The sequence below is a fragment of the Clostridium beijerinckii genome (genome assembly GCF_018223745.1).
Lineage (GTDB): Bacteria > Bacillota > Clostridia > Clostridiales > Clostridiaceae > Clostridium > Clostridium beijerinckii.
This window is the reverse complement of record NZ_CP073653.1, coordinates 4,767,124-4,780,617: the sequence shown is the minus strand read 5'-3', so window position 1 is coordinate 4,780,617 and position 13,494 is coordinate 4,767,124. Positions and strand designations below refer to the sequence as shown.

The window sequence follows — 13,494 nt, the reverse complement described above, 5'->3', positions numbered from 1 at the left end:
GCTGGACCTTTAGACAATGCATAATTCACAATGCACAATTCACAATGTACAATCATTGTGGATTAGGAATTGATAATTGTGAATTGGTTACGGAAGCCTGAACTTGTGGATCGACAGAAGCAAGTTATATAAATTGAAAAAAGATTGGGAGGTATGTTTATGTTAAGATGTATGTATTCTGGGATAAGCGGAATGAAGGTTAACCAAACTAAATTGGATGTTATAGGTAATAATATAGCAAACGTAGGAACAACAGCTTTTAAATCTTCAAGTGCAAGATTTAAGGATATGCTTTATCAAAATTCTTCTGAGGCAACAGCACCTACTTCAGTACTTGGAGGTACAAATGCTAAGCAGATAGGGTTAGGAGCACAACTTTCAAGTATTAACAAAGTTATGGGACAAGGTAATGCATTATCAACAGGTAGAAGCCTTGATGTATGTATTGATGGTGATGGATACCTAGTAGTATCTAAAGGCGATTTGAATTCTGGAATTGGTGCTGATCAAGCTACAGGTGCACCAAATGCGGCAGCCTCTGATGCCACTGGACAAATTTCAGAAACTTTGTTTACAAGGGATGGAAATCTTACATTGGATTATCAAGGAAATTTATTAACATCTGATGGGCATAGAATTATGGGATATTATTTAACTAGCGCTACAAATGATGGTGGAACTGCTAGTGCTAAAAGTTTAGCTTATGATTCAACAAATAATGTTATAGGTGCTAACTATGTAAATGCAGATTCTAAAGATTTAAAAGTATCTGATAATACAATGAGACCTTTAGTAATACCAGATAGTGTCACTATTTCAGGAACTCCAGGTGCATCAGGTGCTGTAACACAGCCTGTTAAGAAATTTGAAATCGGAAAAGATGGTATTATTACTGCTGTATTAGGAGATGGTAAGAGAGCTGCAATTGGTCAAATTGCTATGGCAAGTTTTAAAAATCCAGAAGGATTGACTGATCTTGGTGGTAATATGTGCATAAATTCTTCTAACTCAGGGCCTATAGTTTATAAAACTGGAAAGATAGATACTAGTACATCATCTTCAACAACTACTGCAACAGGGAATCAAGGCGGTTTCGGATCATTAATTCAAGGAGCTCTTGAAGGTTCAAATGTAGATTTAACAGAACAATTTACAGATATGATCACAGCAACTAGAAGTTTCCAAGCTGCATCAAAGATGGTAACTACAGGAGATGAAATTCTACAAACAATTACTGGGCTTATGAGATAACCTAGATAATAAAGATAGTTAATATTACATTAAAGCAGGTTGGGTGAAAGCCCAGCTTGCAACTAAATGCTATTAGGGGATTTTATTTATAAGTAATATTTTTCTATAGTGCACAATTCACAATGCACAATTGGTAAGTTATTGTATTATAAAAAACCTATATACTTTAAATAATATAGTGAATATAATAATAATTAAGTGTGTATTGTGAACTGTACAGTTTATTATTAAAGGGGGAGAATTTTATGATAGATGTAACTGGAATGAACCATGAGCACTTCATATTAAATGCAGATCATATAGAAAAGATAGAAGAAGTGCCTGAAACAATAATTACATTAACCAATGGAAGAAAATATATAGTACTTGAAAGCGTAGAAGAAGTTAGGCAGGCGGTTATAAAATACAAAAACAAAATTTTTACTTATAAAATATAATTATAGGGACTTTATTAAAATAAAGCTAATAATAAAAAGGTTAATACTTTAATTGTTGCAAGTGGTGAGGAGTGGTAATAGTGGCTTTAGGAAAAGGTAAGGACAAGGAAAAAGAAAAAGGTGAAAAGTCAGGTAAAAGTGGAAAAGGTCTTATGATAGTTTTATTTATTTTAGGATTATTAGTATTAGGATCAGCAGCTTTCGGTGGAGTGTATTTATTTATGAAAACTAAAAATACAGTAGATGCTCAAGAAGTTGTTGTTGAAAATGAGTATATGGATTTAGCTGAATTCACAGTAAATTTAGGTGATGAAGGTGGTAAAAGATTTTTTAAGGGAGAACTTGCTTTAGGCTATGATAAGACTAAGACTAAACTAAAGGAAGAATTGACAGCTAATCAAGTGGTTGTAAGAGATGATATTATATTTTTCTTTAAGAGCCAAAAGGCTGATTATTTAAATAATGTAGCGAATAGGGATGCTATAAAAAGACAATTAATTGATTCTATTAATAAGGATTTAACAAAAGGCAAGATTACTGATGTTAGATTTAAAAGTATGATAATTCAGTAGGTAAGAGATATGAATTTTGGATTTTTAGGAATGATTGTACAGCTTATTTTGGCCTTGGGAGTTACTTTAGGATTAATATTTTTAAGTTTTAAGTTAGCAAATTCAAAATTTAATGTTATTAATAATAATAAATATATTAAGGTTATTGAAAGAGTACAAGTAACAAAAGATAATTCTATATTAATAGTTAAAATCGGAGAAAAAGGATATATAATGACTAGTACTGCAGGGCATATGGAAAAATTATCAGAGTTATCAAGAGAAGAAATTGATAATATTGAAGAAGATAAGAAGAAAGCATCGCAGGAAATGGCAGAATATTATACTAATTTAGTATTAAAATCGAAAAAGAACTTTTCTAAGATTACAAAGAATATAAAATCAAAGGAAGAGAAGCATGAAAAATAATAAGAAGAGAATTGCATTTACCTTCATGATGGCTCTTGGAATTATGATGTTTTGCACTATAAGTGCATATGCAGCTCCAAGTAGTACAAGCGTGCCGCAACTAAATGTATCTTTTGGAGACGGAAATAGCACACCGCAGGATTATGTATCGAGTATTAAAATATTAATATTTTTTACGATTCTAGCATTATTGCCATCAATAGTGATAATGATGACATCTTTTACCAGAATAGTGGTGGTGTTTTCATTTCTTAAGAGTGCAATGGGAGTACAACAAGCTGTTCCAAATCAAATATTGACAGGACTTGCTATATTTTTAACTTTGTTTATTATGAATCCTGTTTATAATGAGGTAAATACTAAAGCAATACAGCCATATTTAGAAAATAAAATAACTCAGGATCAAGCTTTTGAAGAGGCATCTAAACCTCTAAAATCATTTATGCTCAAACAAACGAGGGAAAAGGATTTAGAGTTATTTGTTGAAATAGGTGGAGTAGATAAAGAGAATTTAACAAAAGAGAATGTTTCATTTACAACGTTAATCCCAGCCTTTGCGATAAGTGAATTAAAGACAGCCTTTCAAATAGGATTTTTAATATATTTACCATTTTTAGTTATAGACATGGTAGTATCTAGTGTTCTGATGTCTATGGGTATGTTCATGCTACCTCCTACAATGGTATCATTGCCTTTTAAATTGATATTATTTGTAATGGTAGATGGATGGTATTTACTGGTGAAATCTTTGATACAGAGTTTTATGTGAGGTGAAATAAGATGACGCAGACAATGCTTAATGCTGTAGTTAAGGATACAATAATAACAGCGGCGAAAGTATCAGCTCCTATATTAATAGTAGTTCTAGTATTGGGGTTAGCAATAAGTATTATACAAGCTACAACTCAAATACAAGAGCAGACATTAACTTTTGTTCCTAAATTAATAGCAGCAGCAATTGTTGGAATATTTTTGGGGAGTTGGATGCTTGAAACAATTATGTCTTTCACAAATAGGATTTTTGATTTGATTTCAAAAGTTATTACATAGGGGGGAGGACAGTATGGTGGATATATCCTACTTTCTTGCATTGTTTCTAATTTTTTTGAGGATAACCTCATATTTTATATCTGTTCAAATATTTTTTCCAACTGGAACACCACAAATTATGCAAGGAGTATTTTCACTTATATTATCATTTGGAATTGTAGCAGGGATAGATCATTCTACATTGAGTGCTTTAAATAGTGGCTACATGCTGGTGTTTTATGCCATAAGTGAGATAATGTCTGGCTTAATATTAGGATATATAACTAATTTAATTTTCCAAGTGGTAAAGCTTGCGGGAGAATGGATGGATATCCATGCAGGTTTCTCAATGGTATCAGTGCTAGATCCAACAACTCAGACTACATCGACTTTACTTGGAAATTTATCATATTTTGTTTCTTTAGCATTCTTTTTTATAGTTGATGGACATCATGTTGTTATAAATATGCTGGTGGAAAGCACAAAGATAGTACCTATTGGTAAAACTATAGTCTATCAAGAAACCTTAATGGGGGTTATGAAGACTATTTTTGACTATTTTGCTTTAGGTGTGAAAATAGCAATACCAATAGTTTTGATAATTGTTATAACTGACGTGTGTTTGGGATTGATTTCTAGAACAGTACCAACAATTCCAATCATGATTTTTGGAATGCCTATAAAAAATTTATTAGGACTTATTACATATATTATATTGCTTCCATTAATGTTGAAGTTAATTGGAACAGCTATATACAATCTACCAAGTATTTTCCGGGAAATAGTTAATTTGATACCTGCGGTACCTTTAGTTCTAATTTTTGCTGGTGATGATAAGACTGAAGAAGCAACACCTAAGAAAAAGTCAGAATCTAGAAATAAAGGACAAATAGCAAGAAGTAAGGATGTATCTGTAGCAATTACAATGGTTATTTGTACGTTATTAATATCATCTTTATGGGGGATGTTAACAAGTGGATTTAAAGATGTTTTAATCTATTTTTTGAATTTTCCCATGATAAAAGATTTTGATAATGCAACTATTTCTAATTTAGCAATTACTACTGTTATAAAGATAGGAAGTTATTTATTACCCTTTGCATTACCTATAATGGTTGGAGGAATTATTGCAAGTTTGCTGCAAACAGGTTTTATAATAACTGCTGAACCTTTAAAACCATCATTTGGAAAGTTAAATCCTTTAAATGGCCTAAAGAATATGATATCAAAAAGAAGCATGGTAGACTTATCTAAAAATTTAATTATAATAACTATAATATCAATTATTTGTTATAAATACATATCAGGAAATTACCAAAGTATACTGGGAATTTCAAATTTATATCTACCTTCCCTAAGCGACGAAGTTAAAAATTTAGTTGTGGGAATATTTAAGCAGATATGCATTGTATTGGTAATCATTGCAGCTATTGATTACTTTTTACAAGTTAGAATGCATAATAAAGAGATGAGAATGACTAAGCAGGAAATTAAAGATGAGTACAAACAATCTGAAGGAGATCCTAAGCTAAAAGGGAAAATTAAGCAAAGACAAAGAGAATTAGGAATGAAGAGAATGATGCAATCTGTTGCAGATGCTACGGTTGTAATAACAAATCCTACTCACTTAGCAATTGCTATAAAATATGAAGAAGGAAAAGATATGGAGGCACCTAAAATTGTAGCGAAGGGTGCTGATTATGTGGCATTTAAAATAAAAAGTATTGCGAAAGAAAATGAAGTCCCGGTTATCGAAAATAAGCCTCTTGCAAGGCTGATGTACGATAGGGTGGAAATAGATGAAGACATACCACAAGATTTATATCAAGCTGTAGCGGAAATATTGGTAGTAGTAATGAAGCTCAAGAAGAAATAAAATTTAAATACGCAATGCACAATGCACAATGTACAATTCACAATTTGAGTTGAAATTCTTACAGAATTTCTAATATATATTGGAAAAATAATTCTTCATAATATTTCTAAAAATATTGCAAGAATTTTAGTCGTAATTGTGCATTGTGAATTGATCAAAAAGGGAGGTTTGATTTTTGGAGTTTGGCAATAGAAAATTAAAGGTAAAAGATAATCTAGATGTATTAATTGCATTTGGTGTTATAGCGATAGTTCTTATGATAATAATACCTTTACCTAAACAGGTAATAGATTTACTTTTAGCTTTAAATATAACAATTTCAATAATCATAATTTTAATTACAATGTTCACAACTAATGTATTGCAGCTTTCAGTCTTCCCTACATTATTGCTGGTTACAACATTATTTAGATTGGCACTTAACATATCATCAACAAGACTAATACTTACAGAAGCAGATGCAGGAACTATTATAACGGCATTTGGAAACTTTGTTATACGTGGTAATTATGTAGTTGGTATTATAATATTTTTGATTATAGTAGTAATTCAATTTATGGTTATTACTAACGGTGCAGGAAGAGTTGCAGAAGTATCTGCAAGATTTACACTTGATGCAATGCCAGGTAAGCAAATGAGTATTGATGCTGATTTAAACTCTGGAATAATAGATGAAGCTATGGCAAAAAAGAAAAGAAAAGACTTGCAATCAGAAGCTGATTTTTATGGGGCTATGGATGGTGCATCTAAGTTCGTTAAAGGTGATGCAATAGCTGGTATTGTAATTACTATTATAAATATAATAGGTGGAATTATCATTGGAGTACTTCAAAAAAATATGACGGCTGCGACTGCCGCTCAAACATATACCATTTTATCTGTTGGAGACGGTCTTGTGAGCCAAGTTCCAGCGCTACTAGTATCTACGGCTTCAGGTATTTTGGTAACACGTTCAGGAAGTGAAGAGAATTTAGGAAATACATTGTCTGCTCAATTGACAGCTTTTCCAGTAGCTACAGGAATTGCCAGCGCTATAATGTTGTTTTTAGGCATTATACCTAGCATGCCTAAAATTCCATTTTTTACAGCATCTTTAGCAATGGGGACGTTAACATACCTACTTTATAAAGATGCAGCTGCCAAAGAGATACAAGAATTTGTATCGGAAGAAGAAGAAATCATCCAAGCAGAGCGTAAAGAGCCAGAAAATGTTATGAATTTAATTTCAGTAGAGCCAATGGAGGTTGAAATTGGATATGGACTTATACCACTTGCAGATGAGGCATCTGGCGGAGATTTACTTCAAAGAATTGCATCTGTTAGAAGACAATGTGCTATAGAAATGGGTATCGTTGTTCAACCTATAAGAATCAGAGATAATCTTCAATTAAAGACAAATGAGTACATAGTAAAAATTAGAGGAACCATGGTTGTTTCTTCAGAATTAATGCCGAGTATGCTTCTTTGCATGGATCCAACAGGAGAAAATTCAGAGATGCCAGGTATAAAAACAATTGAGCCGACTTTTGGACTTCCAGCAGTATGGATAAATAAAGATCAAAGGGAAGAGGCCGAAATTAAGGGATTAACTGTAGTTGATCCAACAACGGTAATGGTAACTCACTTAACTGAAACTATAAAGAGCCATTCATATGAATTGCTTGGAAGACAAGAGGTTAAACTTATTGTTGATAATGCGAAAGAAAAATATAGCGCAGTTGTTGAAGAACTTATTCCAGACCTACTAAGTATCGGAGAACTTCAAAAAGTACTACAAAATTTACTTAGAGAAAAAGTTCCAATTAAGGATATTGTTACGATAATGGAATCTCTAGCAGATAACGCTAAAAATACTAGAGATTTAGAGGTTCTAACAGAATATGTTAGATTCTCATTAGCTAGAACGATTTGTAATCAAGTGGTTGATGAAAATAGAACAATTACTGTAGTAACTTTGGATACAAGTATAGAAGAGATAATAGCAAATAATACTCAGAAATCAGTGCAAGGGTCATTCCCAACAGTAGATCCGGATACAACTACCAAAATACTTACAGGAATAAAGAATACTATAGAATCAGTTTATTTTTACAACAATCAACCTCTTATACTTGTTTCACCAAATATAAGACCTGTATTTAGAAAGTTAATCGAAATGGTATTTCCTCACATTATGGTAATTTCTTTAAATGAAGTACCTAATGATGTTCAAATTAATAGTGAAGGAGTCGTAAGAATATAGATGATTATAAAAAAATATCTTGTAGCAAATATGAACGAAGGTTTGACTCGGATTAGATATGAACTAGGAAAAGATGCTATTATAATAAGTCAGAGAAAGGTTAGAAAACCAGGACTAAAAGGCTTATTTTCTAAGAAAGTGATAGAGGTTACAGCTGCTATTGAAAATTCACAAAGTGATGACAATAGTAGTTCTAATAAGTACAGCAGTAAGTACAACAAAATGGATGAAGAGTTTCAAAATTCATTAGAAAGTATTAAAAAGTTAATGCAGGATGAAGTATCAGTTTCAAAAGATTTGAGAGAAATTCCTAAGGCTGATACCATAAGAGATAAGATATTAGAACATAATGCTAATCTTGAAAAGGAAGCGTCTAGTAATAATATATACGAAGAAAATATTAATAAACAGGAAATTAAAAGTAGTTCTACAAAAATGGAAAATAGCAGTAAAGAACAAAAGGGAATGGATTATATAGATAAGGCCATAAATAATGAGGCGAATATAGAATCAATACATAAAGAAGTTAATGAATTAAAGAGTTTATTAAGCAAGGTTATAAAAAATACGTCCAACGAAGATGTATCAGTAAGCTTTATAAAAGAAAGATTAAAAAGTTTGGATATTGATGAAGAATTGCAGGATGGAGTTATAGAGTCAGTAGAGAATATAAATTCTGGAGAGGCTTTAAATGAAGTAGAAGTTTTAAGAGAAGTTTTTGAGAGAGATATCTTAGTATCCACTAAGAGCTTGAATGGGCGCGTTGTATTAGTAGGGCCAACTGGTGTAGGGAAAACAACCACAATAGCAAAGCTTGCTGGAAGACTTGCACTTATCGAAAAAAAGAAGGTAGGATTAATTACAGTAGATACATATAGAATTGGAGCTATTGAGCAACTTAAAACATATGCAGAAATAATGAATATACCTTTTAAAGTTGTAATTACAATGAAGGAAATGGAAGATGCTATTGAAGCAATGAGTAACTGTGACGTTGTTCTTATAGATACTACAGGAAGAAGCAGCAAAAATGCGATGCAAATTTCAGAGCTTAGAGCATTTGTACAAAAAGCAAACCCTGACCATGTAAATATGGTAATAAGTGCAACTACTAAAAATAGTGATATAAAATCCATACTTACAGGCTATTCAGGGCTTGAATATGATAATATTATTATTACTAAACTTGATGAGACTACTGTGTATGGTTCTTTATATAATATTGCTAAAATTGCTAACAAGCCAGTTAGCTTTGTAACTATAGGGCAAAATGTTCCAGATGATATAATGGTACCTACAAAGGAAGAAATTGCTAATTTTATCCTAGGGGAGGAGATTCTATGCTAGATCAGGCTGAATCATTACGAAAATTGATTAACAATGAAGAACAAGAAATAAATAAGACAACTACAAAAATAATAACAGTAACGTCTGGAAAAGGCGGAGTTGGAAAAAGTAATTTTGTTGTGAACCTAGCAATATTACTTCAAAATAAAGGAAAGAAAGTTTTGATTTTTGATGCTGATTTGGGTATGGGAAATGATGATGTATTAATGGGATTATATCCCAAGCACAATATATTTGATATTATATTTACTGGATTGGAAATAAAAGATATAATTATAACAGGAACCAATGGCGTTGATTTAATTCCAGCAGGGTCTGCTTTAAGTAAAGCTCAAGAATTAGAAGAAGATCAAAAGAAATTATTTATAGAAAAACTCGAGACATTGGATGAGTATGATTATATATTAATGGATACAGGAGCTGGAGTTAATAAAGATGTCTTATCTTTTATAGCAGCTTCAGAAGAATTAATTATTGTAACTACTCCTGAGCCTACGTCGTTAACAGACGGATATAGTTTAATTAAAGCAACAGATCACTATAATCTTAAGACTAAGGCAAAAATAATTGTAAATAAAGCCTTTACTAAAGAAGAAGGTGAAGAAACTTATAATAAATTTAATAGGGCAGTTACTAAATTTTTAAAGATAGATGTTGAATATTTGGGATGCATATTAGAAGATAAAAAATTAGTGCAAAGTGTTAGGCAGCAAAAACCTTTTGTTATATTATATCCTAATTGTGATGCATCTAAAGATATAGAAAAAATAGCTTCGAAACTTTTGGGACAAGAAGTGGATTCATCAGATGGAGCAAAAGGAATGTTTAAGAGATTATTTAATATATTTTCATAGGAGGATTTTAAGGTGCTTAATTTTAACTTAAAAGTTAATGATAGAGTGGAAGTAATAATAGGAGAAAAAGCATATAAAGCTCTAATAATGGATGTAGAGGATGACTTTTTAAAAATGAATGTTCCTGTTTGTGATGGTGATTATTTAATGCTTCACGCAGGAGAAAAGATCGAAATGAATACTTACTTAAGTGAAAATGGATGTTTTAATTTTTCATGCGAAGTAATTTCAAGAGGTAAAGAAGGAAGCATAATATATTATAAAATCTCAACACCATTTAATATTGTAAAAATACAAAGAAGGAATTTTTTCAGAGTCGGGTTATTGAATCCAGTTCAATATAAAAAAATTACTGGGATCGATGAGGAAGATATTCCTAAGATACCTTATAAAGATGGATTAATGGTTGATTTGAGTGCTGGTGGATTAAAATTTAAAATAAATGAAGAAATTACTAAAGAAGATTTGATATTGGTTAGCTTAAAATTAAGCAAAATTGAAGTCGAAATTAAGTGTGATATTGTAAGAATTGAAAACACTCCAGATAAAGAAAAATTGTGTGGATTAAGATTTATTGATATTACTCCAGCTCAAAGTGAAAAAATGATTCAAGAGCTTTTCGAAATAATGAGAAGGCAAAGAGCTAATATGTAAATTTAGTGAATTAAATTTTGGATTTTTAAGGCGAGTTTTGCTCCAATAGCTTAAAAGTAAAAATTGAAAGAGTTTGTGAATATAAATTGAGAAATGAGTTTATGGGGAGGTAATAAGGATATGCACGCATTAAAAGACGTTGATGGAAAAGAGCAGATCATACAAGAATATATCCCGTTAGTAAAGTATATTGCCTCGAGGGTTATGTTTGGAAAGAACAAATATATGGAATATGAGGACTTAGTTAGTTATGGTATGGTTGGGCTTATGGATGCGTTAAATAAGTTTGACAATACGAAAGGAATGAAATTTTCATCATATGCGTCTATAAGAATAAAAGGTGCTATGATAGATGAGCTGAGGAAAAATAGACCTATATCTAAAGGGGCAATGGACAAACTAAATAGATACAATAAAGCTATAGACACATTGCAGCTAGAACTATTAAGGGAACCTACTAATGATGAGATTGCAAAATATCTTGGGATATCTATAAGTGAAGTAGGAGAAATTGAAAATTACATAAATTATATTTCAATGGTATCACTGGAAAATGTAATTTTTTCGGATGATGAAGATGTAAACCTTATTGGAATTATAGAAGATAAAAATAGTCCAAGTCCTGATGCTTACTTACAAGATAAGGAGCAATTAGAGATTTTAACAAAGGCAATTGATCTCCTTAAGGAAAAAGATAGAATAGTATTAAATCTTTATTATTATGAGGGATTAACTTTAAAAGAGATAGGAACAGTATTAAGCGTTTCCGAATCTAGAGTTTGCCAATTACATAGTAGAGCTATTAGTAGCTTGAGAGAGTGCATGAGAAAATTGCATTATATTGATTAATATATAATTCACAGTGTACAATTCACAATTCAAATTACATAATTAAGATTAGACAGAGATATATGTGTTGATTAGGTTAAAAGAGATTGTGAGTTGTAGATAATCGTTAAAAATTTAAGCACTGGAATATAAAAAGTTGGAATTACATTTTGCTATGGCTTAAAAAATTAAATATATTTTCGAAGTGTGAAAATATAACATGAAGTGTGGCATAATAAATTGTGGACTGAAAACTGCAAATGAATAAATGTGTATTATGCATTCAATAAATAACTATGCATTGTGAACTGAGCAGTGTGAATTTAACAAATAATTGTGCATTGTGAAATGTGAATTGAGCATTAAGCATTGTGCATTGAACAGAGGTGTTTTATGCCATTAATATTACTGATAATAGGATTCAGTTTAATAGTTTATAATTATCGTGTTATCAAGAGAGAAAATAATATAAATAAAGAAAATGATGCATTAAATATATCATTTCAAAGTGTGTTACAAGATAGTAAAGAGGAATTAAATGATTATAAAATGGAAATAGGACTTTTAAGAAGAGATATTGCAGAAAGTCTAACTGAATTACAGGAAGAAATTATTAAAATAAAAAGTGATTTAAAAGAGCTTAAGAATGGCGAAGAAGGATACGAAAATAAAGAAGATCTAGAAATTGAAGATTTTCTAGATAAATATGATATAGATGACAGTATAAATTATGGCGAAGATAGAGAAGATCATAAAAAATCTAAAAGACTGTACATTGTGGATGATAGTATAATGGATCTGGATGATGAATATACTGAATCTTTAACAGATACTGATATAGACGAAGAAATTGGAGTGATATCTGAAATTAATTTTTCAGAAAGTGCGGATAGTAACAAGACTCAGAGCATAAAAAGACTTTTAAATGCAGGGTTAACAGAAGATGAAATATGTCGCGAATTATCTGTGAGTAAGGGGGAAGTATTATTAGTAAAAGGCTTATTCAAAAAATAAAAAATAAATTTATATTTCTCATGGATAGGAAGATCTTATTGGGTATAGGAATAGGATTGGTTTTAGGAGTTATATTTATGTTTGGATATAAATATACTGCTAGTCTTTCGGATAGCCAGATAGAGGAAAAGGCTAGAGCTTTAGGTATGATTTATGAAAGCGAACGTAAATCTATTTTGAAAGGGGACAATTAAAGTGATAAGAGGATTCTATACTTCTGTTTCAGGATTAATAGCGCTTCAAAATGATCAGGAAGTAGTAACTAATAATATAGCTAATGTTAATAATACAGGATATAAAAAACGTGAGCTTACAAAAAGTAGCTTTGAAGACGTGATGATATCTAACAGACAAAAGCTTGTAGGAGATAAATACGTTAAAAATGACATTGGAAATTTAAATATGGGCGTAAAAGTTAATGATGTTGAAACAGTTTTTACACAAGGAGCATTTAAATCAACAGATAGTATGACGGATTTTGCTATAGATGGTAGAGGATTTTTTGTAGCTCAAAATGGAAATAAAGAAGTTTATACAAGAGACGGAAATTTCAAAATCAATAATGAAGGCTATCTAATAACAAATGATGGATCACAAGTATTGGGAATAAATAACTCTACAGGTGCAAGAGAACCAATATATGTTGGCGATTCAAAGTTTTCAATAGACGGTGACAACAATATTAATATAGATGGAGTTGGAGCTGCAGATAAGTTATTAACAGCAGATTTTCAAAACTATAATACTTTGGAACCAATTGGTGATAACTATAGTACTATGGACAATCCTATTTATAATGCAAAAGTAAATGTAAGACAGAACTTTCTTGAAAGCTCAAATGTTGATCCATCAACAGAACTAGTAAAACTTATGGAAATAAAAAGACAATTTGAAACAAACCAAAAATTTGTAAAAATGCAGGATGAAACAGTACAAAAGGCGGCAAGTGAATTAGGTCGAGTATAATAGTATAAGGCAAATT

The 13,494-nt window shown here is 31.0% G+C and carries 15 protein-coding genes; all 15 read left to right on the top strand.

Annotated elements, in window-relative coordinates; translation table 11 throughout:
• Positions 1 to 159: 159 nt before the first annotated feature.
• The 15 genes from KEC93_RS21585 to KEC93_RS21515 all read left to right on the top strand — a co-directional run bounded on the left by KEC93_RS21585 (position 160) and on the right by KEC93_RS21515 (position 13,478).
• On the top strand, positions 160 to 1,251 hold the full coding sequence (locus tag KEC93_RS21585; protein WP_023973276.1) for a flagellar hook-basal body complex protein: 1,092 nt from the start codon (positions 160 to 162) through the stop codon (positions 1,249 to 1,251).
• Between the two features lie 245 nt (positions 1,252 to 1,496).
• A complete protein-coding gene (locus tag KEC93_RS21580; protein ID WP_017211338.1) occupies positions 1,497 to 1,688 on the top strand; it encodes a flagellar FlbD family protein in 192 nt (63 codons plus the stop codon).
• 80 nt (positions 1,689 to 1,768) lie between these two features.
• On the top strand, positions 1,769 to 2,260 hold the full coding sequence (locus KEC93_RS21575; RefSeq protein ID WP_017211339.1) for a flagellar basal body-associated FliL family protein: 492 nt from the start codon (positions 1,769 to 1,771) through the stop codon (positions 2,258 to 2,260).
• Between the two features lie 9 nt (positions 2,261 to 2,269).
• Positions 2,270 to 2,668: a FliO/MopB family protein gene (locus KEC93_RS21570; RefSeq protein WP_023973274.1), complete on the top strand. Its 399-nt coding sequence runs from the start codon at positions 2,270 to 2,272 to the stop codon at positions 2,666 to 2,668.
• Positions 2,658 to 3,437, top strand: coding sequence for a flagellar type III secretion system pore protein FliP (gene fliP, locus KEC93_RS21565; RefSeq protein ID WP_017211341.1), 780 nt, complete (start codon positions 2,658 to 2,660; stop codon positions 3,435 to 3,437). Before KEC93_RS21570 ends, fliP begins: the two co-directional genes overlap by 11 nt.
• A gap of 11 nt (positions 3,438 to 3,448) precedes the next feature.
• A complete protein-coding gene (locus KEC93_RS21560; protein ID WP_012060412.1) occupies positions 3,449 to 3,718 on the top strand; it encodes a flagellar biosynthetic protein FliQ in 270 nt (89 codons plus the stop codon).
• 13 nt (positions 3,719 to 3,731) lie between these two features.
• Positions 3,732 to 5,573: a fused FliR family export protein/FlhB family type III secretion system protein gene (locus KEC93_RS21555; RefSeq protein ID WP_023973273.1), complete on the top strand. Its 1,842-nt coding sequence runs from the start codon at positions 3,732 to 3,734 to the stop codon at positions 5,571 to 5,573.
• Positions 5,574 to 5,748: 175 nt separating this feature from the next.
• Positions 5,749 to 7,815, top strand: coding sequence for a flagellar biosynthesis protein FlhA (gene flhA, locus KEC93_RS21550; protein WP_077868935.1), 2,067 nt, complete (start codon positions 5,749 to 5,751; stop codon positions 7,813 to 7,815).
• Entirely contained in the window at positions 7,816 to 9,162 is a 1,347-nt protein-coding gene (flhF, locus tag KEC93_RS21545) for a flagellar biosynthesis GTPase FlhF (protein WP_077868934.1), read from the top strand.
• Positions 9,156 to 10,016: a MinD/ParA family protein gene (locus KEC93_RS21540; RefSeq protein WP_017211345.1), complete on the top strand. Its 861-nt coding sequence runs from the start codon at positions 9,156 to 9,158 to the stop codon at positions 10,014 to 10,016. The genes flhF and KEC93_RS21540 overlap by 7 nt, the downstream gene beginning before the upstream one ends.
• Before the next feature lie 12 nt (positions 10,017 to 10,028).
• Positions 10,029 to 10,670: a flagellar brake protein gene (locus KEC93_RS21535; protein ID WP_065418894.1), complete on the top strand. Its 642-nt coding sequence runs from the start codon at positions 10,029 to 10,031 to the stop codon at positions 10,668 to 10,670.
• A 120-nt stretch (positions 10,671 to 10,790) separates the two neighbouring features.
• A complete protein-coding gene (locus KEC93_RS21530; protein ID WP_017211347.1) occupies positions 10,791 to 11,519 on the top strand; it encodes a FliA/WhiG family RNA polymerase sigma factor in 729 nt (242 codons plus the stop codon).
• A 372-nt stretch (positions 11,520 to 11,891) separates the two neighbouring features.
• Entirely contained in the window at positions 11,892 to 12,512 is a 621-nt protein-coding gene (locus KEC93_RS21525) for a hypothetical protein (protein ID WP_077868933.1), read from the top strand.
• 38 nt (positions 12,513 to 12,550) lie between these two features.
• Positions 12,551 to 12,706, top strand: coding sequence for a hypothetical protein (locus KEC93_RS21520; protein WP_167514399.1), 156 nt, complete (start codon positions 12,551 to 12,553; stop codon positions 12,704 to 12,706).
• Between the two features lies 1 nt (position 12,707).
• A complete protein-coding gene (locus tag KEC93_RS21515; RefSeq protein WP_023973267.1) occupies positions 12,708 to 13,478 on the top strand; it encodes a flagellar basal-body rod protein FlgG in 771 nt (256 codons plus the stop codon).
• The last annotated feature ends 16 nt before the right edge of the window (positions 13,479 to 13,494 follow it).

What these genes read in the sequence shown, in the direction of transcription:
- KEC93_RS21585 (WP_023973276.1), top strand. Translation starts at nt 160, where the DNA reads ATGTTAAGATGTATGTATTCTGGGATAAGCGGAATGAAGGTTAACCAA.
- KEC93_RS21580 (WP_017211338.1), top strand. Translation starts at nt 1,497, where the DNA reads ATGATAGATGTAACTGGAATGAACCATGAGCACTTCATATTAAATGCA.
- KEC93_RS21570 (WP_023973274.1), top strand. Translation starts at nt 2,270, where the DNA reads ATGAATTTTGGATTTTTAGGAATGATTGTACAGCTTATTTTGGCCTTG.
- fliP (WP_017211341.1), top strand. Translation starts at nt 2,658, where the DNA reads ATGAAAAATAATAAGAAGAGAATTGCATTTACCTTCATGATGGCTCTT.
- KEC93_RS21560 (WP_012060412.1), top strand. Translation starts at nt 3,449, where the DNA reads ATGACGCAGACAATGCTTAATGCTGTAGTTAAGGATACAATAATAACA.
- KEC93_RS21555 (WP_023973273.1), top strand. Translation starts at nt 3,732, where the DNA reads ATGGTGGATATATCCTACTTTCTTGCATTGTTTCTAATTTTTTTGAGG.
- flhF (WP_077868934.1), top strand. Translation starts at nt 7,816, where the DNA reads ATGATTATAAAAAAATATCTTGTAGCAAATATGAACGAAGGTTTGACT.
- KEC93_RS21540 (WP_017211345.1), top strand. Translation starts at nt 9,156, where the DNA reads ATGCTAGATCAGGCTGAATCATTACGAAAATTGATTAACAATGAAGAA.
- KEC93_RS21530 (WP_017211347.1), top strand. Translation starts at nt 10,791, where the DNA reads ATGCACGCATTAAAAGACGTTGATGGAAAAGAGCAGATCATACAAGAA.
- KEC93_RS21525 (WP_077868933.1), top strand. Translation starts at nt 11,892, where the DNA reads ATGCCATTAATATTACTGATAATAGGATTCAGTTTAATAGTTTATAAT.